The organism is Flavobacterium sp. LPB0248 (genome assembly GCF_013388355.1).
Taxonomy (GTDB): domain Bacteria; phylum Bacteroidota; class Bacteroidia; order Flavobacteriales; family Flavobacteriaceae; genus Flavobacterium.
Window position 1 is genome coordinate 1,011,978 of record NZ_CP058246.1, and the last position, 21,511, is coordinate 1,033,488.

General features: G+C 32.2%; 24 protein-coding genes. 9 read left to right on the plus strand and 15 right to left on the minus strand.

The genetic code is table 11. From position 1 onward, the window contains the following. Positions 1-24 precede the first annotated feature (24 nt). From LPB248_RS04130 to LPB248_RS04160, 7 genes are all read right to left on the minus strand, one after another. Entirely contained in the window at positions 25-1,386 is a 1,362-nt protein-coding gene (locus LPB248_RS04130) for a CsgG/HfaB family protein (protein ID WP_177210314.1), read from the minus strand. Position 1,387: 1 nt separating this feature from the next. Next, the gene (locus LPB248_RS04135; RefSeq protein WP_177210315.1) at positions 1,388-1,792 is read right to left on the minus strand and encodes a curli production assembly/transport component CsgF; all 405 of its coding nucleotides are present in this window, start codon (positions 1,790-1,792) and stop codon (positions 1,388-1,390) included. 16 nt (positions 1,793-1,808) lie between these two features. Then, complete coding sequence (locus LPB248_RS04140) at positions 1,809-2,108, minus strand: CsgE family curli-type amyloid fiber assembly protein (protein ID WP_177210316.1); 300 nt, start codon at positions 2,106-2,108, stop codon at positions 1,809-1,811. Between the two features lie 26 nt (positions 2,109-2,134). Then, entirely contained in the window at positions 2,135-2,542 is a 408-nt protein-coding gene (csgH, locus tag LPB248_RS04145) for a curli-like amyloid fiber formation chaperone CsgH (RefSeq protein WP_177210317.1), read from the minus strand. A 4-nt stretch (positions 2,543-2,546) separates the two neighbouring features. After that, positions 2,547-3,065 (minus strand): hypothetical protein, encoded by a 519-nt coding sequence (locus LPB248_RS04150; RefSeq protein ID WP_177210318.1) that lies wholly within the window; start codon positions 3,063-3,065, stop codon positions 2,547-2,549. Between the two features lie 111 nt (positions 3,066-3,176). Further along, a complete protein-coding gene (locus tag LPB248_RS04155; protein ID WP_177210319.1) occupies positions 3,177-4,055 on the minus strand; it encodes a hypothetical protein in 879 nt (292 codons plus the stop codon). Positions 4,056-4,459: 404 nt separating this feature from the next. Then, positions 4,460-6,649, minus strand: coding sequence for a glutamine synthetase III (locus LPB248_RS04160; RefSeq protein WP_177210320.1), 2,190 nt, complete (start codon positions 6,647-6,649; stop codon positions 4,460-4,462). Positions 6,650-7,078: 429 nt separating this feature from the next. Here LPB248_RS04160 and LPB248_RS04165 point away from each other — a divergent pair, with 429 nt between their 5' ends. Both LPB248_RS04165 and LPB248_RS04170 read left to right on the plus strand, forming a co-directional pair. Beyond that, positions 7,079-8,095 carry a glutamine synthetase beta-grasp domain-containing protein gene (locus tag LPB248_RS04165; protein ID WP_177210321.1) on the plus strand — a complete coding sequence of 339 codons (1,017 nt, stop codon included), beginning with the start codon at positions 7,079-7,081 and terminating at the stop codon, positions 8,093-8,095. A 394-nt stretch (positions 8,096-8,489) separates the two neighbouring features. After that, complete coding sequence (locus LPB248_RS04170; RefSeq protein WP_177210322.1) at positions 8,490-9,461, plus strand: TerC family protein; 972 nt, start codon at positions 8,490-8,492, stop codon at positions 9,459-9,461. A 77-nt stretch (positions 9,462-9,538) separates the two neighbouring features. Here LPB248_RS04170 and LPB248_RS04175 read toward each other — a convergent pair whose 3' ends face one another. From LPB248_RS04175 to LPB248_RS04185, 3 genes are all read right to left on the minus strand, one after another. Beyond that, the gene (locus LPB248_RS04175) at positions 9,539-10,069 is read right to left on the minus strand and encodes a hypothetical protein (protein WP_177210323.1); all 531 of its coding nucleotides are present in this window, start codon (positions 10,067-10,069) and stop codon (positions 9,539-9,541) included. 89 nt (positions 10,070-10,158) lie between these two features. Continuing rightward, a complete protein-coding gene (locus tag LPB248_RS04180; RefSeq protein ID WP_177210324.1) occupies positions 10,159-11,028 on the minus strand; it encodes an alpha/beta hydrolase in 870 nt (289 codons plus the stop codon). A 165-nt stretch (positions 11,029-11,193) separates the two neighbouring features. Further along, positions 11,194-12,066 carry an AraC family transcriptional regulator gene (locus tag LPB248_RS04185; protein ID WP_177210325.1) on the minus strand — a complete coding sequence of 291 codons (873 nt, stop codon included), beginning with the start codon at positions 12,064-12,066 and terminating at the stop codon, positions 11,194-11,196. A gap of 450 nt (positions 12,067-12,516) precedes the next feature. Here LPB248_RS04185 and LPB248_RS04190 point away from each other — a divergent pair, with 450 nt between their 5' ends. From LPB248_RS04190 to LPB248_RS04205, 4 genes are all read left to right on the plus strand, one after another. Next, positions 12,517-12,882 (plus strand): DUF3244 domain-containing protein, encoded by a 366-nt coding sequence (locus LPB248_RS04190; RefSeq protein WP_177210326.1) that lies wholly within the window; start codon positions 12,517-12,519, stop codon positions 12,880-12,882. 567 nt (positions 12,883-13,449) lie between these two features. Continuing rightward, positions 13,450-13,854, plus strand: a complete 405-nt coding sequence (locus LPB248_RS04195; protein WP_177210327.1) for a T9SS type A sorting domain-containing protein — start codon at positions 13,450-13,452, stop codon at positions 13,852-13,854. 468 nt (positions 13,855-14,322) lie between these two features. Further along, on the plus strand, positions 14,323-14,724 hold the full coding sequence (locus tag LPB248_RS04200; protein ID WP_177210328.1) for a DUF3244 domain-containing protein: 402 nt from the start codon (positions 14,323-14,325) through the stop codon (positions 14,722-14,724). Between the two features lie 362 nt (positions 14,725-15,086). Then, positions 15,087-15,473, plus strand: a complete 387-nt coding sequence (locus LPB248_RS04205) for a secretion protein (RefSeq protein ID WP_177210329.1) — start codon at positions 15,087-15,089, stop codon at positions 15,471-15,473. Between the two features lie 63 nt (positions 15,474-15,536). Here the strand turns inward: LPB248_RS04205 and LPB248_RS04210 are convergent, their stop codons facing one another. Continuing rightward, entirely contained in the window at positions 15,537-16,070 is a 534-nt protein-coding gene (locus LPB248_RS04210) for a polymorphic toxin-type HINT domain-containing protein (RefSeq protein ID WP_177210330.1), read from the minus strand. Between the two features lie 120 nt (positions 16,071-16,190). Beyond that, positions 16,191-16,628, minus strand: coding sequence for a hypothetical protein (locus LPB248_RS04215; protein ID WP_177210331.1), 438 nt, complete (start codon positions 16,626-16,628; stop codon positions 16,191-16,193). Positions 16,629-16,962: 334 nt separating this feature from the next. Between LPB248_RS04215 and LPB248_RS04220 the strand changes: the two genes are divergently transcribed. Together LPB248_RS04220 and LPB248_RS04225 are read left to right on the plus strand one after the other, a co-directional pair. Further along, complete coding sequence (locus LPB248_RS04220; RefSeq protein ID WP_177210332.1) at positions 16,963-17,349, plus strand: flagellar motor protein MotB; 387 nt, start codon at positions 16,963-16,965, stop codon at positions 17,347-17,349. Positions 17,350-17,582: 233 nt separating this feature from the next. Beyond that, complete coding sequence (locus tag LPB248_RS04225; protein WP_177210333.1) at positions 17,583-18,074, plus strand: GNAT family N-acetyltransferase; 492 nt, start codon at positions 17,583-17,585, stop codon at positions 18,072-18,074. 158 nt (positions 18,075-18,232) lie between these two features. On the opposite strand, the gene LPB248_RS04230 is transcribed toward LPB248_RS04225, so the two are convergent. The 3 genes from LPB248_RS04230 to LPB248_RS04240 all read right to left on the minus strand — a co-directional run bounded on the left by LPB248_RS04230 (position 18,233) and on the right by LPB248_RS04240 (position 20,986). Next, positions 18,233-19,807 carry a T9SS type A sorting domain-containing protein gene (locus LPB248_RS04230; RefSeq protein WP_177210334.1) on the minus strand — a complete coding sequence of 525 codons (1,575 nt, stop codon included), beginning with the start codon at positions 19,805-19,807 and terminating at the stop codon, positions 18,233-18,235. A gap of 118 nt (positions 19,808-19,925) precedes the next feature. Then, on the minus strand, positions 19,926-20,369 hold the full coding sequence (locus LPB248_RS04235; RefSeq protein ID WP_177210335.1) for a hypothetical protein: 444 nt from the start codon (positions 20,367-20,369) through the stop codon (positions 19,926-19,928). A gap of 203 nt (positions 20,370-20,572) precedes the next feature. Beyond that, entirely contained in the window at positions 20,573-20,986 is a 414-nt protein-coding gene (locus LPB248_RS04240; protein ID WP_177210336.1) for a helix-turn-helix domain-containing protein, read from the minus strand. 190 nt (positions 20,987-21,176) lie between these two features. Between LPB248_RS04240 and LPB248_RS04245 the strand changes: the two genes are divergently transcribed. Further along, positions 21,177-21,500: a hypothetical protein gene (locus LPB248_RS04245; protein ID WP_177210337.1), complete on the plus strand. Its 324-nt coding sequence runs from the start codon at positions 21,177-21,179 to the stop codon at positions 21,498-21,500. The last annotated feature ends 11 nt before the right edge of the window (positions 21,501-21,511 follow it).

The following is a 21,511-nucleotide window of genomic DNA, read 5'->3' on the forward strand; positions in this document are numbered from 1 at the left end:
ATTTCTGATAATTAACTATTCAAATTATTTTTTCTTTTTTCCAAAGTAAAAAGTTAGCCCTAGACCAAATTTGTAATAGTAATCATCTCGGGTTCCTGCAACGATATAATCGACATTATCACTGAAATTAATATTTTGTTCAGCAAATAATTTTATACCTATCTGATCTGATGCCATATATTCTAATCCTGCACCGTATTGAAATTTACCGTATGTATTTTCAAATTTCCGGTTCATTCCAAATCCTCCACCTCCATATAAAAATGGAGTAAGGCGATCTTTTGGAAGAATGATCCATTCCATATTAAGATCGTAGGTAATATAACCGACATCAAGTAAATTTTTGTTAGCGAGATTTACAACATTGGTAGAAGCACTTACGGTAAAGCTTGGAGTAAGCATCCATTTTAAGGCTCCGCGTCCAAAAGGTCTTAATAACGGATCTTGATAATCTCCGTCCATTAAAGTAGTACCGCCAGAAAGTTCAATGCCAAATTTACTTCTTCTGTTTTCAAGCACTCGACCGTAAAGTCCTGTAACATCTGCAGTTTTTGTTTCTTCGGCATAAGCTTTTAACAAATTGTCTACTTCCCATTTAGGAGCATCGGCTTCCCAAACGTTATCTTTTATTCCTTCCAAAACCAAAGATTCTACAGCCTTTTCTATAGCTTCTGTAACGGCCATGTGTACCGGTTCATTGGTAGTGTAACCAGTTTCTACTTCCAAAAGTCTTTTAAAATTGACATATCTAAAGAGACTTTCGTCAATTGCCTGTGACAAAATAGTTTTTGATATATAAACTGATTTTAGAATTTTTCCGTTTGAAGTCGAAATCATTCTGAGATAAATTGTTACACGATCCTGACGATATTTTACAGATGCTCCTGCGCCAAAATATCTTGCACCAAATCCGCCAGTAATAATATTAGAGTCATACGAAACAATACCTCCTTCCAACAGCACTCCAGCATATAACAGAGGTGTTAGCTGCGGTTCATTCGGATTTGCATCTTTTATATATTCCTGACGGGTTGCACGAATTAGATTTCGCTCTTGCAATAAATTTCCAATATTTTCACGCTCAATTGGTATAAACCATTTAGAATCTTCGAGCGCTTTTATCAATATAGAAGTAGCTCCCTGTGTCACAGCAGTACTAAAACTGCTTCCGTTTTCCTGAGGTTTGTATTGTCCAGTCTGGTCTCTAAATTTATAGACCCCAACTACGACTTGCTGTTTGGGCTTTGGCAGATCTTTTAATAATGACGTAGCAGGCGTACCCTCACCCAAAACAGCTTTTTGAACTCCAGTGGGTTGGTTATAATAAGCGCCGCAGCCAGTAAAAAGTAACCCAAATACAATAAATAGGTAGTAATGGATTCGCATATTATTGATTTGGGATAATTACTTGTGTTTGTTCTCCTGTATTGGTATCTAAAATATTCAGAGTTAGACCCTCTGATGAAGGAAATACATCTACCGAAAAGCTCCCGAAAGTATAAGAGCCTTCTTTGATACCATCTGTTCCAAATTGCTGTTTATAAAGTTGACTGGAAATCTGATTTAATAGTTGAGCATTTAAATTAGCTTTAAACTTCTCTAAATCAGTTTGTGTAGGAGTGACAGCTGTTTTATCTTTCTGCTTGTTTTGAGCTTCAGCACTGCTTAAAAGCCATTGATAGTTAAACGTATCGCCGCCAAATGCAGGGTTTACAGGTTTGTAAACGAAAGCCTGGGCATTTACAAATGGAGACAAAAGCAGACACAATATTAAGGTTGCTATAAGTTTCATGTCTTTAATAAATAAATTAATACTGAGTGAAATATTTGCGTTCTTTTTCTTTTTCTTTCAAATAAGTAAAGGTTGTGTTTACAGCTTCTTCTGCAGCTGCTTCTAAATATTCGTCGTCTGGCCTAACCAAAAAATCATAAATGACCTCATTATCTATAGTGATAGATATCGCTGTATTTCTGGCAAAACTATATTCTTCACCTATGGTTACTATTTTCTTAGCATTTATTCCAATCGCATTGTATTTGTAATAATATTTGTCATAGAAATCTTTACCCATTTTCGTTTTGGTGTCATCGGTAATGATGCCTCGCAATTCAAACCCTTCATCAGGGACTAGTATTACTGGCTCAACTTTTTTTTTTCTTCACCCAAAACCACACGATCTTTTGCTATTATTTGTTTATCTTCATCATAAAACAAAAGCATAACAATTACCTCATCAGTATCCAGCAGATTTATCTGCGATGTAGATAATTTTTGTTTTTCGTTTGGTTGCAAGGTAAAAACACCAACTTGCTCATTCTTAGACTGATTACTATTACTATCATTATTTTTTATCACAGACAATCTATAGGCTGCACTCCTGATTACATCTGTCATATTTTCAGCTGTACCAGTTATTTTTACATTGCCCTCTATTTTTTCAATTTCTATTTTTGCTTTTATTTTATCCTGTGGAACCTGTCCATAAAATTTTATAAAAAAAAGTAAAAACAGAATAGTGATATGTCTGTTAAAAAAATACATGTTGTTATTTATTTATAAGAATTATTGAGGCTCCATTTCCTGTTTGTGTAATTTTCATATTCTTTGATAGGGAATTGGTTCCAATGTTTTGAATATTTTGATTGTCTCCTTTTTGAACAATCTGCATATTTATATCGTAGTTTGTTTTGAATGTATAATCAAAAATTCGGTTATTATCTCCTTGCTGAAGAACACTTTGCGTAATAGAGTTTGCAGTTTTATCTAATCGAACATCATTTTCATCTCCATTTTGCTTAACAGAAACTTTTACTTCATTAGATTTCAAAGTTGCGTTTACTTTGTTTAAATCGCCAATCTGCTGTATCTGTATTCCAGATTGAAGTTTTAAATTCAAATCGTTTTGAGCTTTTTTATCTAAGGTAGAAACTACACTCATAGCAGTTTCTTTAGAATTAAAAACAGATGAACTATAGTTTTTAAACTCAGAATTATCTTCTTTCTGCTGGGCATAAAGCCCTGAGGAGATAAGGAGTAATACAATATTTAAAATGAAAATTTTCATTTCTATTTTTTTAGATTTATTTTTTTAAAGTTGAAATTAAATGAGATAGCCTAGTTAATAGATAAAGGCTATCTCATTTATTATATTCTTCTTCTCAAGAAAATTGCCAATTTATAGTCCTGTTTGAGTCACAGTAATATGGTTTGAATTTCCAAAAGAGAAACCTACTTGTTGGTTTCCAGCACCAGAAGCATTAGTTTGTTTTACATCAGAAGTATTCAAATTTCCAATTTGTAATGTATTCTCAATGTTTCTAATTCCACTTTGAACAGTTTTTGACTCATTTCCATCTCCATATTGAAAATGTCTAGAAATGTTTTTAGCTGCGTCTGTAGTTCCTGCTGGAGAAGTTTGAGTTTGCCAAGATTTGTTTCCTGTACCACCTTGACTTGCATAAGCCAAATTGTAATCTCCAGTTTGAGTTTGAGTAGCCTCATTACCTCCATTAGGAGCAAATGGAATTGCTACAGTACTTAAAGCAGTTAATTGACTATTAGTGAAAACACCTCCAGGAGTTGGATATTCATTTCCTGTTGTACCTTGGTCAACGGTAGCTTTATTTTTGTTTCCTGTTTGAGTTTGCCATGCTTTGTCTCCTCCGTTAAGTGCAGAAGCTGGTCCAGCTATTTGATCTTGCCAGATTGTAGCATCGTTTTCATTTCCTTTTTGAGTTTGGTAAGCTTGGTTGTTTTTATTGCTTTGAGAAACAAATGCAACGTTTTTCTTTCCGTTTTGATCTACTTCAGCTTTATTACCTGCTGCAGGATATAAGCCTGGCTGAATACCTTGATAAACTTCAGATGTGTTTCCATCAGATGCTGGGTTACCTGCTGGGTTTACTTGTGTAATTTTAGAACTGTTTAAAGTTCCATTTTGGCCAACAATACCGTTGTTACCATTTCCTGTTTGGCCTACATTAGATGTATTCTGCGCTACGGCAGCAAACCCTACAAACAGCATCGCGGAGATGCTTAAAATTACTTTTTTCATAATAAATATATTTAATTGGTTATTAATACAAATTATTATGTAGGTACTTGCAGGTTTGTAATTGGGGGGAACGGAAGGGGGCTTCAGAACATCATTTGAAATAGGTTTTTAATCCTATTTTCTCAACTTCATGACCAAAATTAGAAAACTTTCTGCAAAAGAGGTTCACGTATAAATACCTATTTTACAACATATTAACCTCTTTTCGATGAACTGTAAAACTATCTCGATGAACTGCCAAAATGCTCCAAAATTTTCATAGGAAAAAAGATACTTAATACAATTTCTTTACATTTCGAGGGGTATAACTAGCAAAAAAGCCCTTCTTAAACCATTTTTTTAGTATAATCTCAAAAAAAAGCCTGTCTTATTGAGACAGGCTTTAACAAATTGTTACGTTAGCATTATTTCGTAAACAATAATTCTCTGTATTTGGTCAATGTCCAGCTTTCATCATCTACCAATAATTCTAATTTATCACAATGATTACGGATATCTTCAAAATATGGTTTTACCTTATTACAGTAAGCTTCTGCCATTTTTTGGGCATCAGTCAATTGATTGGCTTTCTTTCTTTCATTGGTCATTGCCAATACTTTAGAATTTATTCCTTCAATATGACCCGAAATTTCTTTAATTAAAACAATTTGCTCTTTAGCCAATGCTTCAAAGTCTTTTCCGAAAATTTCTTTTAATCCTTTTACATTATCAATTAATGTATTCTGATAACGAATTGCAGTTGGAATTACATGGTTTCTTGCAATATCTCCTAAAACACGACCTTCGATCTGAATTTTTTTAGTGTATTCTTCCAATTCGATTTCATAACGAGCTTCTGCTTCTACATGATTAAAGATTCCTAATTCTTCAAACAAAGTCAAAGCTTGTTTCGAAACTTTTGCTTTTATCGCTTCTGGTGTTGTTTTAAAATTGCTTAAACCTCTTTTTGCCGCTTCTTTTTCCCAAGCTTCACTGTAACCGTCTCCTTCAAAAAGAATCTTTTTAGATTGTTTGATGTATTCTCTTAAAACATTAAAAATAGCATCATCCTTTTTCATGTCTTTCGACTCGATTAAGTTTTCTACTTCATTTTTAAAGTCAATTAATTGTTTAGCTACAATTGCATTTAAAGTTGTCATTGCATTTGAGCAGTTTGAATTTGAACCTACGGCTCTAAACTCAAATTTGTTTCCTGTAAAAGCAAAAGGCGAAGTTCTGTTACGATCTGTATTGTCTAATAATACGTCTGGAATTTTTCCAACAACATTTAATTTCAAATCTGTTTTTTCTTCTGGCGAAAGTTTTCCTGTTGTTACGCTTTCTAATTCAGATAAAACTTTTGTCAATTGCGCCCCAATAAATACAGACATAATTGCTGGTGGCGCTTCGTTTGCTCCTAACCTATGGTCGTTACTTGCTGTTGCGATAGAAGCTCTTAATAAAGTTTCGTTATCATTAACCGCTTTGATTGTATTAATAAAGAAAGTCAAAAACTGTAAATTACTCATTGGCGTTTTGCTCGGACTCAATAAATTAACTCCTGTATCTGTAGCCAACGACCAGTTATTGTGTTTTCCAGAACCATTTACTCCTTTAAAAGGCTTTTCGTGAAATAATACTTTAAAGTCATGACGTTCTGCCACTTTCTGCATTACATCCATTAATAAAGAGTTATGATCTACAGCAAGATTCGTTTCCTCGAAAATCGGCGCTAACTCAAACTGATTTGGCGCAACTTCATTATGACGCGTTTTTACCGGAATACCTAATAGCATACATTCCTGCTCTAAATCTCTCATATAAGTAAGAGCTCGAGTTGGAATAGATCCGAAATAATGATCGTCTAATTGTTGACCTTTTGCAGAAGTGTGTCCTAATAAGGTTCTTCCTGTCATCATTAAGTCAGGACGAGAATTTGCCAAAGCTTTATCAATCAAGAAATATTCCTGCTCCCAGCCTAAAGTTGCTGTGACCTTTTTTACGTTTTTGTCAAAATATTTACAAACTTCTGTAGCCGCTTCGTCAATTGCAGATAATGCTCTTAATAAAGGTATTTTGTTATCTAAAGCTTCACCTGTGTAAGCAATAAATACTGTCGGAATACATAAAGTTGTACCATATATAAAAGCTGGAGAAGTAGGATCCCAAGCTGTATAACCTCTTGCCTCAAAAGTATTTCTGATTCCGCCATTCGGGAAACTGGATGCATCTGGCTCTTGCTGTACCAATTGTGCACCTCCAAATTTTTCTACAGATTCGCTTCCGTCATAAGAAGTTTCAAAAAAAGCATCGTGTTTCTCTGCAGTAGTTCCTGTAAGTGGCTGAAACCAGTGTGTATAATGTGTTACACCTTTAGAAAGAGCCCACTCTTTCATTCCCATGGCAATATAATCTGCTAATTTTCTGTCGATTTTAGTTCCGTGCTGGATAGCATCTCTTACTCCTTTAAATGCATCTGAAGTTAAATACTGCTTCATCGCCTTTTCATTAAACACATTTGCACCAAAAAGATTTGATTTTCGGCCAATTTCTTCAAAATGTACTGGCTTTCTGTTAGAAGCTTGTTGTAAAGCTTGAAAACGTAATGTTGACATGGTTATGTATATTTTAAATTCGTACTAATTTTCATTAAAAAATGATCAGCAAATATAAACAATTAAAGTACCTGTTCGGAATATAAATTTTAGATTTTTAGTCAATGATTTTTCAACATAAAATGCTTTTTTCGAAGAATAATGAATTCAAATCACAGAAATATAACAAAACTGTACGGTATTATTGATTAAATAAACATTTTTTCATAATTTCTTAACCCATAAATTCAAAAATGAACCGTAATTATTACGAATTTATTTTTTTAAGGTAATTAAAATTGCTTTTTTTAAAATATACCCCTCCCAAAATTGCGCTTATCCAAAAAATTATACTTCGCTAAACAAAATAGCCCCCTAATTTTTGGGACTAAAAAAATAAATCTATATTTGACCCAACGAAAAAAAACAAAAAAATTAATTTATATTATTATGGCTAAAATTAAGTTAGAGTACATTTGGTTAGATGGATATGAACCAACTCAAAATCTTAGAAGTAAAACTAAAGTTGAAGAACACGAAAACTTCAAAGGAACATTAGAGGAGCTTGGAAACTGGTCATTTGATGGATCATCTACAAGACAAGCCGAAGGAGGTTCTTCTGACTGTTTATTAGTTCCAGTTGCAATCTATCCAGATCCAACTCGTATCAACGGATGGTTAGTAATGTGCGAAGTTATGTATGCTGACGGAACACCACACCCTTCTAACGGTAGAGCTACAATTGATGATGATAATGATGATTTTTGGTTTGGATTCGAACAAGAGTATTTCATCATGGATACTAAAACACAACTTCCACTTGGTTTCCCAGTTGGAGGATACCCTGCTCCACAAGGGATGTACTACTGTTCTGTAGGTGGAAAAAATACACACGGTAGAAAATTAGTTGAAGAGCATGCTGATTTGTGTATCGCTGCTGGAATCAACTTTGAAGGAATCAACCAAGAGGTTGCTTGCGGACAATGGGAATTCCAATTATTCGCTAAAGGAGCTAAAAAAGCTGGAGATGAAATCTGGGTTGCTCGTTACCTATTAGATCGTTTGACTGAGAAATATGGTTACTATATTGAATATCACCCAAAACCTCTAGGAGATACTGACTGGAATGGTTCTGGTATGCACGCTAACTTCTCTAACACAGTTCTTAGAACATGTGGTTCTCAAGAAGTTTACGAGAAAATCTGTGAAGCTTTCCGTCCTGTTACTGCTGAGCACATTGCAGTTTACGGAGCTTACAACGATCAACGTTTAACTGGTAAGCACGAAACTGCTTCTATCCACGATTTCTCTTATGGAGTTTCAGACAGAGGATGTTCTATCAGAATTCCTTTAATGACTGTTCAAAAAGGTTGGAAAGGATGGTTGGAAGACAGAAGACCAGCTTCAAACGGAGACCCTTACAAAATTGCTGCTAGAATTATCAAAACTGTTAACTCAGCAATATAATTTAAAGCTTACAATATATACTAAAAACGCCAGCATTATTTGCTGGCATTTTTTTTACCATAAACCCGACATAACGAGCCACATTGTTTGTCATTCCGAGGAACGAGGACACGAGCGTTAGCGAATTGGCGAAGCAATCACACTCGGGATTCGACAAAGATTGATAACATTCTTTGCGGAGTTTCTAATGTAATTCCTCGTTCCTCGGAATGACAAAACTAAGAGCAAAATTCTATAAACTAAAAAAACAAAACAAATTAAGACTCAAAAAACCTCATAACTTTATAATAGTTAACACTTTACAAATAACAAATATTACTTAATTTTAGGATTAAATTTAATTTTTAAGTTAAACTTCAAAACTTATCTTTGTAAATCATTAAAAAAAATCATTATGATAGTCTGGTCACTCTTTTTACTTGCTGTAGTTTTTATTCTTGCTTTAGATTTAGGTGTCTTTAACAAAACACCCCATATTATTAGCACAAAAGAAGCCAGCAAATGGACCTTAGTCTGGGTTACTTTATCTTTCCTTTTTTCGGGAGTAATTTATTGGCTTTACACCACAGACTATATTGATAATCCAGACAATTTGAAACCGGCTGTAGCTTCAATGAAGTTTATTACAGGTTATTTGATCGAGCTTTCGCTGAGTGTCGATAACATCTTTGTTATCGCTATTATCTTTGCTTCATTCAAAATTCCGCAAAAATACCAGCACCGTGTTTTATTTTGGGGAATCTTAGGCGCTATTGTTTTCCGTGGATTGATGATTTTTTTCGGAGTTATGCTGATCAATAAATTTACTTGGACAACGTATGTCTTTGGCGTTTTCTTAATATTTACCGCAATAAAAATGCTTTTTTCTGGAGAAGAAGAAGATTTTCACCCAAAAGATTCTTTTATCTATAAGGCTTTAGGTAAAGTTATGCCGATTACAGCAGAAACAGATGGCGAGAAATTTTTCATTTCGACCAAAACTGCAAAAAAAGCAGCAACGCCATTATTTGTTGCCTTAATTGTTATCGAAGTGATGGATGTTCTTTTTGCTGTTGACAGTGTCCCAGCAATTCTTGCTATTACCAAAGATCCGTTTTTGGTATTTAGCTCGAATATTTTTGCAATTCTAGGGTTACGTTCTATGTATTTCTTCTTAGCAAATATGCTGGCAAAATTCAGTTATTTAGAATACAGCTTAGTTGCAATTCTAGCTTTCGTTGGATTAAAAATGCTTTTACACGATTTCTTCCACGTTCCAGAATGGGCTTCTTTAGGATTTATTGCTTTATCTCTTCTAGTAGGAATTCTAGTTTCTCTTAAATTTGGCCCAGAAAAAGTTTTAAATGATTCGTCAAGCGAAGAATAATTAGTTTAAAAAACATATATTCATAAAAAAAAGGAAATCTTACGATTTCCTTTTTTTTTATTTATAATTAAGAGAAATTAAAGCTTAATTTTTTGTACTTGACTTTCACTTAAGTTAGCTGCTTTCATAACTTCCAAATAATTAGCCTTATTAACAGATTTTGCAAAATCAGCAGGAACTACAACAATTCTAAAAATCTGATTAAATCTGTAAGGATCAAGTGCTGAATCAGTTAGATTATTACCATTTAAATAAATATCCACAAAAGAATCACTAAATGTAAAATCAAAAGAAAAGTCCCTCGTACCATCATCAAAGTAATGCGTTTCAGGCAAAAATTCCCAAACATCTCTGCCACTATCCACACCTCCATATCGATACACCAAAACTACATCTGAATCAAAAATTCGTTGTGGAAAAACAAATCTAACTCTAAAATTTTTTAGTGGATCTGAACTTGGATTGAAGTTATAATAATTAGGAGGTGCATTTTCATAAACTGTTCCAACTCCATCATATCCCGGAGGTCCCGGAGGCCCTTCTGGCCCTTCACAACTAGAAAATGCGACTAAACCAATAACCGCAAATAAGGTAAGTATCTTTTTCATAAATTTGTTTTTTAGGTATTATACTATAAAGATATTCCAAAAATTAAACCAAAAAAAGACATTCGACTTATTTTTAAGCTAAAAAAGCTTTATTTTTTTGTATTCATCTGATTTTTAGCTAGTATTTTATTAAAAAATAATGCGTGATATGGAAGTGAGTTCTCCCAATAATCCCAAGTATGAGCTCCTGGACGTTCTGTATAATCGTGGTCAACTTTATTATAAACCAATCTTCTGTGTAATTCTCGGTTTGGTTCAATCAAAAAATCGTCTACTCCGCAATCTATTATTAAAGGCAATTTATTCGACTTAATTTTATCGGCCATTCTTAAAACAGAATTTTGCTCGTATAATTCGGTGTTTCCACTTTTATCACCAAAAACAGGCTGCATTAATTTTACAATTTGTGCCGAAGAATCTCTGTTAAGCATCGTGCTCATATCTACAGCACCACTCATACTTCCAGCTGCACAAAATAATTCTGGGTGTCTGGCAGACAAATACAATGCACCGTGTCCGCCCATAGAAAGTCCTGTTATTACTCTTCCGTTTTTACCAGCAATAGTTCGGTACGTTTTATCTATTTTCTGGATAACTTCCTGCGTAATAAAAGTTTCAAACTGACTTTCTTTATTTACAGGACTATCAATATAAAAACTAAACGTTTCTCCTTCTGGCATTACAATAATCATATTGTATTGATCTGCTAGATTATGCACCAGTTTTTTGTTTGGCGTATTTTTTAGCCAATCGCTAAAATGTCCGTATGCACCATGCAGAAGATACATTACCGGAAAAGTCGATTTGCTTTTTGCATAAGAATTTGGTAAAACTACCGCTGCCTTATAGGTTTTACCCATAGCGGTACTTGCAACTTGAAGTGTGTCTACTTTTGCAGCGTATGTCATGGTGGTGAGACAAAGCAAAAATGCAGACAATAGCATTTTAAATTTCTTCATTTTGATATTTTTTTTCTGATTAGGGTTTGTAAATATAACTTTTTTCAGAATAAAATATATGAAAAATCCGACTTGCTTTGGAGTAAAAAAAGATAGCCACGAATTCACGAATTAATATTAAATAGAATTCGTGAATTCGTGGCTAAAAAAAACTTAAGCCAAAAACTAGCTGATTATAATCTTATGTTCATGACGGTATTGCGAAGCGCTTTTACCTGTATATTGTTTAAACGATTTACTAAAGTGGCTGAAATTATTAAATCCGCTTTCGTAACAAACCTCATTAATACTCATAGGCTGTTCTGCCAAAAGTTTTGAAGCATGCACTAAACGATATTCATTTACAAACTCAGTAAATGTTTTGTTCGAAATCTTTTTAAAGTAACGACAAAAAGATGGCGTAGTCATGCTTACCAGACTCGAAACCTCATCTATAGAAATAGATTCTTGAAAATGATCTTTTACAAAATTGAAAACCACATTCATACGATCGTTGTCTTGCGTTTGCAGTTCCATGGAAAATCCGTCGGCGTTTAAGATGGTATATTCTTCAGCCGATTCCAATTCGTCTAAAACACTCAAAAGCGTCATTAATCTCTGAAATGGCGGTTCATTTTCCATCATTTCAATTTTTTTTCCGATACGCTTTTTCGTTTCGCCACCAAAAGCGATTCCGCCTTTAGCTTGTTTTAATATATTCTGAACCTTTCTCATTTCGGGAGCTACAAAAAAGTCGCTTCCTAAAAATTCAGGCTTAATATGGATAACGGTTTCCGTTGTATTTCCGGTCTGCTCATTTGTAAAACCGCAATGCGGCAAATTAGCTCCTATTAAAAGTAAACTACCATTGGTATAATAAGAAACATGGCTTCCTATTTGTCTCTTCCCTGCCCCACCGTTTATATAGACCAACTCAATTTCTGGATGATAGTGCCATAAATGAGCTTTACTATTGGTCTTTTCGGCGTGTTTAGCGTAGGTAAAAGAACTTCCGTATGAGTTAGTTATCACTTCAAGAGCTGGGGCAATTGTCTTCATGATAATTTCTTTAAAAAATAATAGCAAATTTAACAAAATCACCTAAAATAATTTAAATTTTAACCTATAACGGTTTCGTAAATGCGAATTTTACATTAAAATAACGTTCTTAACACTGAATATTTTACATCAAAATCGGCTTTTTTTTAGGGTCTTATTTTTTTTCCTGACTTTTTTTCTATTTATCCTATTTAAAACTCGATTTTATACCAATTTGTTAAAAATTGTAAGAAAAATGGAAATTTTAAGAAGTATTCAGTTTTTGAAAAACTTTGAATAAAAACAATCAAATTAACAAAAACACAACATTAAAGTCAAATTTTAACATATAACGGTTTCGTAAATGAGAATATAGCATATAAATTGGAAAATACAGATGTTAAAATACCACACATGCTGCCATAACTTTGCCTTAGAAAAATGAACGAAAAAAATTAAATACTATAGAATATGAAAAAGGTTATGAAATTAAGTTTAGTATGTGCAGTACTTCTAACAGGAATGAGTACTTATGCAATTGATGGAAATGAAGCGTTAAATCTTCATGTTTTAAAAGGAAATGGCAAGGTAATTGCTTTTGGAATTAATCAATTACAAAAAGCAGTTATTAGTATATCTGATACAAATGGTAATGTAATCTATACTGAGAATGCTTCTGGTAAAGACGGAATCTTAAGAACTTTCAGTTTAGAAGAATTCCCGCAAGGAAAATATATTTTAGAGGTTGCTGACAGCTTCAAAAAAGTAAAATACGATATCACTGTTAACGCTAATAGTTCTGTTTTGTCTTCAAAAGGAACAGTTTCTGTTAACTAAGAAAATATTAAGGTTAAGTGCAATTTTCTTCACGGCACTTAAAACTTTATACTCTAATACAGTATAAAAAGTGAGGTTAGATAGTTAGTAAGTTAAAAACTTTCAAAAGTTTTAAAAACAGCTCTTTGTGGTTACTGAGCTGTTTTTTTTTTGCTCTATACTTTTGTGGGTTATAACACAGAGATTCGCAAAAATTTTTCGCAGAGATTCGCAAAGTTATTTTCTAAGCTTTGCGAATCTCTGTGTTTTCTTTGTGTAGCTCTGCGGTATAAACTTACAACACATTTCTAATTTAGAAGCTCAGAAGCTTAGAACCTTAGCACCTTTCTTCTTCCTACATTTTTTAAACAAATCGTTATCTCAATGTAAATTAAAAATCACTAAAAAAGTTGAAAAATAATAACTGAATTAACGAAAACGATAAATATAATTCAAATTTTAACCTATAACGGTTTCGTAAATGAGAATATAGCATAGAAATTGGAGAATATAGTATTGATTTTTTACTTACAACTAAAGTAATTTAGCATCAGAGAATTAGAACTATTAATTTAAAAACTAAATACCATGAAAAAGATTGTTAGATTGAGTTTAGTAGCAGCATTGCTTTTCACAGGAATAAGCACATATGCAATTGATGGAACAGCAGACTTTAATCTGCATGTTATTAAAGCTAATGGAAAAATGATCACGTTTGGTCTTAACCAAACGCAAAAAGCCAACTTAGCTATTTATGACAAAGACGGATCTCTTATTTATTCTGAAACCGCTTCAGGTAAAGATGGAATTCTAAGAACATTTAGCTTAGAAGAATTTCCAGAAGGAACTTACTTCTTAGAAGTAGAAAACGATGCAAAAAAAGCAAAATACGAAATCACAATAACTGACGATGCTACTATTTTATCCAAAAATGCAGTTTCTTCAGTTTATAAACCAGGTTTTGCTAAAAATACAAGCGTGGCAGCACGCTAAAAAGTTTATGCTTTCATAAAGTATAAAAGTGAGGTTAGATAGTTAGTAAGTTTAAAAACTTTCAAAAGTTTTAAAAACAGCTCTTTGTGGTTATTGAGCTGTTTTTTTTGTTTTATACTTTCTAGAGCATTACACAGAGATTCACAAAGTTTTCCGCAGAGATTCGCAAAGTTTATTTTTTAAAGCTTTGCGAATCTTTATGTTTTTCTCTGTGAATCTCTGTGGAACAACTCAATTACTTTTTGTAAATAAATCCTTAATCCATTGTAAACTTAAAATCAAGCAAAACATTGAAAAATAATAACCGAATTAACAGAAACATTAAAAATAATCCATGTTTTAACCTATAACGGTTTCGTAAATGAGAATATAGCATAGAAATAAGAAAATACAGTTGCGCTTTTTCATGTATTACATAAGTAATTTAGCATCAGAGAATTAGAACTAATAATTTAAAAACGAAGTACCATGAAAAAGATTGCAAAATTGAGTTTAGTAGCAGCGTTGCTTTTCACAGGAATAAGCACTTACGCAATTGATGGAAATGGAGATTTTAATCTTCATGTATTAAAAGCTAATGGAAAACAAATCACTTTCGCACTTAACAGAGTACAGAAAGCCAATTTAGCTATTTATGACAAAGACGGGACTTTAATCTATTCTGAAACAGCATCTGGAAAAGATGGAATTTTAAGAACTTTTAGTCTAGAAGAATTTCCTGAAGGAACTTATTATTTAGAAGTAGAAGACAGTGCAAAAAGAGCAAAATACGAAATCACAATAGGAGATAATGCATCTTTATCTAGAAATGCCGTTTCTTATGTTTACAAAGCAGGTTTTGCTAAAAATACAAGTGTCGCTACACGCTAAAATTTTATACTGCAAAAAGGTATAAATTAAGGTTAGAAAAAATTAAAATTAAGCTTATAAGAAACAGCTCTTGACGGTTACAGAGCTGTTTTTTTTGTTCAAGAATTAAAACAGGTGACAAAACTGAAAATTTCTGAAAATTATTCTTATTAATTTTACTCTTTGATTTTTAAGTGTTAAAAAATGTTTTCTAAAAATAAATCCGAAAACCCAGTAATTACGTACATAGTTTAAACAAAATACCGAAATAATTACAATTCAGCAACTTATACATCGAAAAGTGCCAATATTTTGCTAAAAATTAAATTTGTATTTGTAGTTTTACGCGTTCCACATTTAGTAATTAACAATTTAAAAAAAACATGACAAAATTTACCAAAGCTGGTTTAGTTGCTGCCTTTTTTTTAGCGACTGTGTTTACCTATGCCATTGATGGAAAAGGTGATTATATTTTAAACATTAAAACAGGAAACGGAAAAGTAGTTAGCTTTACTTTAGACACTGTAGAAAATGCATCTTTCTCTATTTATGACGAGAATCACAATTTACTTTATGCAGGAGACGCTGCAGCAGACAAATTGGAGGTTTCAAAAACTATTAGTTTAGAAAGTTTTCCTGCAGGAACTTATGTTCTTGAATTGAAAGCAAACGACAAAGTGGCGAAACACGAAATTAAAGTTGCTGCCAAAAAAGTTAAGACTGTAAAGTTAGACGAAACTGTAAATAAGAGTCCAGCTTTCCGTCGTTAATTTTTTGCCCTAAAAATTAGAAAAGCAGCTCGTACCAGGAGCTGCTTTTTTTTATTTCTTATTTTATTCTTTTAAATTACCTGGAAGAGAATCAAAAAATAATTGAAAGACAAAATCTCCTATTATTACTCCTTGAGCCAATAATAAATGACCATCCGGACTAGTAAAATTAAAATCACCTACAGAAATATTATTAATCATTCCTTGATAAGTTCCCATTGAAATACTACTAACAACAACAGGATCCCCTTTCTCATCAACAAGCTCTGTTCCTGGCCTCAATTGTGAACCTGTTGTATATTTACCATTTATAAGCAAAAAAGGTTGGTCTAAAGTACAGATAATTTCTTGTTTATACCCTAAAGTGATATAAAGTGCATTACTACGCCCTTGAGTACCTCCGCTAAAAGTAACTTTTGTTTCTGATGAAGATAGCTCAATTCTACCCGATTCTACTTTTGAAGAAAATGCAAGAACTGATTCTCCTTTATCCAAATACTCAATAGCTTTTTCTCCTGAAGGAGTAGCAATTCTAGTTCTTCCTGCCGTACATTTAAGGGTTAAATCGTTTAATAATTGATCAGAACCTGATTCCATAGTTTTATGTTTTTAAGTGCCAACCAAAAATACATTGTAAAAAACTCACTGGTTAAAGTATAAATACCTGTTTTTAAAGCAACAAGTAATTATTTTAAGGTTATTTATTTAAAGCCTTAGCTAAATTTCTCTTAAACTTGAACCTATTTTTGCCAATTTCCAAAAAAGATCTGTTTCTGATGTGATTATTATTTTTTGAGATTCTACAAAAACATCAGAATGCATAAAAGCATAAATATAATCTAAGAAATCTATCAATTTGAAACTTTGCCGATATTCTGGACGCACTTCTTCGCTATTGGCAAAACATACATTTCCTAATTCTTTTTCTTCTAAAAATAACAAGCCTAAACGATTCGCAAACAATTTTAATGCTTCGTTATTTAAAAGAATCCTATCTGAAGTTTTTTGCAATACATCATCAAGCATAAAAAAGGATTCAGCATTTTGCAGTATTTTTTGAACGTAAAATTCGAGATCATCATTGTCAGAAAATGTAATCTTAGTCTTTTCGCGTTGCAAGCTTTCTATTTTATCTAGATAATCCTGTATTGTCATCGCAATGGTCTTTCTGATATAAAGTTAAATTTTATTCTTTTTAAAAAATAAAAATACCTACCTCAAAATCGTTTTTCACTTTCAAAAAAACACATAAATCAAAAAAAATCAATTATTTACAAAAACATAATATAATCGACCAAATCAAAAAAATATCGTTTAAAAACACTTTATATTACTGATTTACATATCTTTGTACAATAAAAGCATCATTAAATGTAAAATAATAGACTAAAATTGACGTTTATTGATTTAGCAAGCTTTTATCAAGCTGAAAATATTTTCAAAAACAATTAAAAAAATACGATTAAATACCACAACCAAAACTAAACCTATGCAAAAACATTTAGCAATTTTAGTATTGTTAATCGTATTTTCATTTCGTGCCGCGGCGCAAAATGAAACTTATTATAGAACCGAAAAAGTCGGCGAAAAATACGCTTATGTCGATGTTATAAAGACCTACGAAAAGGTCGCCGCAAAGGGCTACAAATCTGTAGACTTGTTTCAAAAATTAGGAAATTCATCGTATTCGAATTGCGAACTTGAAAAAGCAGCCGAATGGTACAGCGAACTCTTCGCTCTAACCACAGATTTAGATCCCGTTTACTATTACCGCTACGCAGAATCGTTACGCTCTATTTCTGAAAACGAAAAAGCAGATGCCCTGATCGAAAAATTAAAGCGTAAACCAAAAACTTCGATAAAAAAGAAAGTTTAATTTCTTCAAACAGATATAAAAAAACTCTCAATTCTGAGAGTTTTTTTTATTTAAAACACAATCTTGTCATTTCGACCGAAGGGAGAAATCACACACGTAATTCCGCAAAGATTGGCTACTTACTTTGTCGAGCTTCTAGTGTGATTTCTCCCTTCGGTCGAAATGACAAACTGGAGCGGGTAAACTTTTGCATTCCACGATCAAAGGATATTTATTTTCAATATATTTGAAATATGAATGAAAATAAAGACATATCGATCAGGCAAGCTGTAAATGCAGATTTACCTAAACTTGCCGAATTTCTGCAACATTTAGTGCATGCAGAAAGGCCTTTCGACGTAACATTAAAAGACGGAGAGATTTTTTATTATAGTATAGAGGAATTTATTTTTGACCCCAAATCAGAACTTTTGGTTATAGACTTTAACAATCAAATTATTGGTTGTGGATATGCTCAAATTCGACAAGCTAAACCCTATCAAAAACATGATTTTTTCGGATATCTTGGTTTTATGTTTGTAGATCCAGAATTTAGAGGAAAAGGTCTTAATAATCTATTAATTGACCGTCTTAAAAAATGGGTTTTATCTCAAGGAATAACCGAAGTTAGATTAGAGGTATATCATGATAATGAAGCCGCTGTCAACGCTTATAAAAAGGCAGGATTTAAACCAATACTCACAACCATGCGTTGCGATATAAGCGAAATGGATGAGAATATTTAAACGCAATATTTGTCATTTCGACCGAAGGGAGAAATCACACACGTAATTCTGCAAAGATTGGTGACTTACTTTGTCGAACTTCTAGTGTGATTTCTCCCTTCGATCAAAATGATAAATTTTATGAAATTTTGTTGTAGAATACTTTACAAATCTTCAATTTATATCTTTACAATTTTCTTATTAATTAAAGAATTTCCGTACTTAATCTGAACATTATAAATTCCCTTAGCCAATCTTGATACATCAATTCTATTATCATGAAAAGTCAATAAATCAGTTACCAATCTTCCATTTATATCAAAAATATTAACCGTTTGGATGCTTTCACTATTAGGCAGATTAATTTGAACAAAATCAGTTGAAGGATTTGGATATAAAGTTAATGATGGCTGTTTATCTATTGATATTACATTCAGATTACTTGCATATTTCCACAATTTGTTGTCTTTTGAATAATATAAATAATCATTATAACTAATCGCCTCCGAAACATTGTCTAATGCAGTAATATTTTCAACTTTTTGCAAATTATAATTAAAAATATAACCACTTCTTTCTTGCTTTTCATTTTCAGGAGATGTGATAAAATATTCATTGTTATTAATATTATAAATAAAAGCAGCAGCTTCATAAGCAAAAAAGACAAAAGGCTTTGATCTTGATGGCATTTCCTTTATCTCAGATATCTCGTTATTACTAAGCTTCATAGACAACAATGAAGTACCATTAGCGTTATTTGGTCCACAAAAAATTAAAGAATCGTTTTTATATACAAAACTAGAAGGATAAAAATATTGTGACTTTTGAGCCGAATATACCATAGAAAGATCTTTATTCGCTAAATTAAATTTCCAAATTTCTACATTAAAATAGTCCGCAGAAAAAAACATAAAATACAGATTTCCATTAACTTCAATGACATCACTAAAATCTGCTAACTTAAAACTTCCATTCCATACATTTCCTCTATTTATTGTATTTTCAGGAGTTCCATCCGTCTCAAATAAATAATTTCTGCTAACAAAATACAATTTATTAGCGCTTTTACTATATTGAGTAAATGCTGCCGTACCTCCTAATCCTGATCCATTCCCATCCATTTGATCTGATATCGGATATGTCCCTTCTGAGGTTCCATCACTTCTCCACACTCTAGAATCATTCGAATTAACTACCTGAAAAGTAAATATGAATGTATTATTCAATTCACCTTCAAAAGTTGGTTTATTCCAAATAGGTAAATTATCTTTTACCAATACTGTTCCTTCTTTTGTACCATCCGTTTTCCAGATCTGCAATACATAATTGCTGGTTTTCATTAAAAAGAAAATTGAATTTCCTACGGTTGTAAGCTTCTCCGCTCTACCATTAAGAAAATCTGTAATTTTTACAGTCTCATTTATCCCATCTGTTCGCCAAATTTCTCCATTTGAAAGATTGTCTCTTGCAATAAAAAACAACTTACCATTTAATATAGCTGAACCTGTATTTAATATTCTTTTTGGATTATAACCTTTACTTACATTCATAGCGTGAAGAATAGCTGTGTTCTCAGGAGTTCCATCACTTTTCCATATTTCAAAACTTGTATTTTCAGTACTAGCTTCAAAAAATAAATTGCCATTAAATTTTAAAAAACTGTTTGGATTACTCGTTAAATCATAGATTTTCTGTTGAGCACTGGTTTCGATAAAAATACAAAGTATAAAAAATAAAAGTAGTTTTGTTTTCATTTGGTTTGTTTAGCAAGTTTCTTTATTAAAAGTAAATATATAGGTATAAAATAGATGAACAAAAAAAACTCTCATTTCTGAGAGATTTTTCAAGTAAATTATAATCTTTCAATTTCACTTAATCAGCAATTTTATAATCGGTAAACTTATAAGTATTGTCCTTTTTTCCCATTAATTCAATTGACTGGAAATTAACGCCTTGATCTGTAACTTGATAATCATAAACATCTATTACGCCATCATAGTTATGTAGTTCATAATACTTTCCGTTTTCAACCCACCATTTACCATTTTCAGTAATTTGATCGACTTTACCGTTTTCGTACATCGCAACAAAAAGTAAAACACTAGTTCCGTTTTCAAAACGACATGACACCCAATATTTATTTACTCCTTCTTGCTGTTGTCCCATTTCAGAGCCTTTCCAGCATCCAAAAAGTTTTGAGTCGTATGTTTTGTTTTCCGTTTTATTAGTTGCTTTTATGTCTTGCTTAACCTTGGTCTGGCAAAAACTCAAGCTTGTAATAAATAGCAATCCCAAAATAAAAATGCTTTTTTTCATTTAAAATTAATTTTTGAGGTTATATAGTTTTTGGTTTTTATAATTGATTTGCCTTTCCCATAAAGCTTTTCATCTCTATTTTTCTGGTTGCTAATATATACAAACAAATTTCTTCTAAATTGAGGAAAGCCGTAAAACGATACTTTTTTGTAAAATAAAAAACCTCTCATTTCTGAGAGGTTTCTATATTCTTAAAAAGCTTACTATTTATCTTTTAGCAACTTTTCTAAATACTCAATTTTATCTTTTTCTGATTGAAGCAAACGCTCGTAAAGCTTTTTATTTTCTTCTACCGTTTCCATTAATTTATCTAATGGATTGAAAGTACAAGTATTATAATGATTAAAATTATTCCCCGAAACAGCATCATTAAAAGTGTTGAAATAATTTATCATACCGTCTTCTGAAAAATTTTTAATTGCTTCCACCGTTACACCAAGCGCTTTCGCTATTTCAGAAAGTCTATCTTCTTCTATAGTTTCGCTGTTTTCAATAGTAGATATTGTTTGCTGACTTATTCCCAAAGCCTGTGCTAAAGCTTCCTGTTTCATATCACGAAGTTCACGAATACGGCTTATTTTTCGCCCTATATGATTTGGTTTTGTTAGTGTGCTCATAATTCAAAGATAATAATTAAGTATGAAAACTTCCACGAGTAACAAACTTATTTAGTACAGTACGATACCCGCAGAATCGGTTTGGTAAAATACAATCTATTTCTTCCTTCGCCGAATCAAACAAAAGTACAATTTTTCTTATACAAATTTTATAAAAGTCAAATTGCAAATCATTTAAAATATACGCCTTATGGAAACGAACCAAACAGAAAAGCTACAAAAACTGCAAAAATTAACCGCTCAGTATTTTACAACGCTAAAACCAACCAATGAAGCCAATTCATATAACGCACAATTTAAAGTGGTCAATTATTTAGAACTCGGCTGTCTCATTACCGATTTGCTTAAATTATGCATTCTGGCGCTTGATAACGACATGCATAATTTTTCTAAAAAAGATAAAAGTGCAACTATTAATGTGAGCCTTATTTTAGAAACGATTTTGCATTTGTTTCCTATGGATGAAATGGAGTTTTTGGGGTTTGTTGGGGAGGTTATTGAAAAGAATTTATAAACAAAAAGCAG

What these genes read in the sequence shown, in the direction of transcription:
- LPB248_RS04245 (WP_177210337.1), top strand. Translation starts at nt 21,177, where the DNA reads ATGGAAACGAACCAAACAGAAAAGCTACAAAAACTGCAAAAATTAACC.
- LPB248_RS04225 (WP_177210333.1), top strand. Translation starts at nt 17,583, where the DNA reads ATGAATGAAAATAAAGACATATCGATCAGGCAAGCTGTAAATGCAGAT.
- LPB248_RS04215 (WP_177210331.1), bottom strand. Translation starts at nt 16,628, where the DNA reads ATGACAATACAGGATTATCTAGATAAAATAGAAAGCTTGCAACGCGAA.
- LPB248_RS04190 (WP_177210326.1), top strand. Translation starts at nt 12,517, where the DNA reads ATGAAAAAGGTTATGAAATTAAGTTTAGTATGTGCAGTACTTCTAACA.
- LPB248_RS04230 (WP_177210334.1), bottom strand. Translation starts at nt 19,807, where the DNA reads ATGAAAACAAAACTACTTTTATTTTTTATACTTTGTATTTTTATCGAA.
- LPB248_RS04175 (WP_177210323.1), bottom strand. Translation starts at nt 10,069, where the DNA reads ATGAAAAAGATACTTACCTTATTTGCGGTTATTGGTTTAGTCGCATTT.
- LPB248_RS04165 (WP_177210321.1), top strand. Translation starts at nt 7,079, where the DNA reads ATGGCTAAAATTAAGTTAGAGTACATTTGGTTAGATGGATATGAACCA.
- LPB248_RS04135 (WP_177210315.1), bottom strand. Translation starts at nt 1,792, where the DNA reads ATGAAACTTATAGCAACCTTAATATTGTGTCTGCTTTTGTCTCCATTT.
- LPB248_RS04180 (WP_177210324.1), bottom strand. Translation starts at nt 11,028, where the DNA reads ATGAAGAAATTTAAAATGCTATTGTCTGCATTTTTGCTTTGTCTCACC.
- LPB248_RS04200 (WP_177210328.1), top strand. Translation starts at nt 14,323, where the DNA reads ATGAAAAAGATTGCAAAATTGAGTTTAGTAGCAGCGTTGCTTTTCACA.
- LPB248_RS04185 (WP_177210325.1), bottom strand. Translation starts at nt 12,066, where the DNA reads ATGAAGACAATTGCCCCAGCTCTTGAAGTGATAACTAACTCATACGGA.
- LPB248_RS04240 (WP_177210336.1), bottom strand. Translation starts at nt 20,986, where the DNA reads ATGAGCACACTAACAAAACCAAATCATATAGGGCGAAAAATAAGCCGT.
- LPB248_RS04160 (WP_177210320.1), bottom strand. Translation starts at nt 6,649, where the DNA reads ATGTCAACATTACGTTTTCAAGCTTTACAACAAGCTTCTAACAGAAAG.
- LPB248_RS04170 (WP_177210322.1), top strand. Translation starts at nt 8,490, where the DNA reads ATGATAGTCTGGTCACTCTTTTTACTTGCTGTAGTTTTTATTCTTGCT.
- LPB248_RS04155 (WP_177210319.1), bottom strand. Translation starts at nt 4,055, where the DNA reads ATGAAAAAAGTAATTTTAAGCATCTCCGCGATGCTGTTTGTAGGGTTT.
- LPB248_RS04195 (WP_177210327.1), top strand. Translation starts at nt 13,450, where the DNA reads ATGAAAAAGATTGTTAGATTGAGTTTAGTAGCAGCATTGCTTTTCACA.
- LPB248_RS04235 (WP_177210335.1), bottom strand. Translation starts at nt 20,369, where the DNA reads ATGAAAAAAAGCATTTTTATTTTGGGATTGCTATTTATTACAAGCTTG.
- csgH (WP_177210317.1), bottom strand. Translation starts at nt 2,542, where the DNA reads ATGTATTTTTTTAACAGACATATCACTATTCTGTTTTTACTTTTTTTT.
- LPB248_RS04150 (WP_177210318.1), bottom strand. Translation starts at nt 3,065, where the DNA reads ATGAAAATTTTCATTTTAAATATTGTATTACTCCTTATCTCCTCAGGG.
- LPB248_RS04205 (WP_177210329.1), top strand. Translation starts at nt 15,087, where the DNA reads ATGACAAAATTTACCAAAGCTGGTTTAGTTGCTGCCTTTTTTTTAGCG.
- LPB248_RS04130 (WP_177210314.1), bottom strand. Translation starts at nt 1,386, where the DNA reads ATGCGAATCCATTACTACCTATTTATTGTATTTGGGTTACTTTTTACT.
- LPB248_RS04220 (WP_177210332.1), top strand. Translation starts at nt 16,963, where the DNA reads ATGCAAAAACATTTAGCAATTTTAGTATTGTTAATCGTATTTTCATTT.
- LPB248_RS04210 (WP_177210330.1), bottom strand. Translation starts at nt 16,070, where the DNA reads ATGGAATCAGGTTCTGATCAATTATTAAACGATTTAACCCTTAAATGT.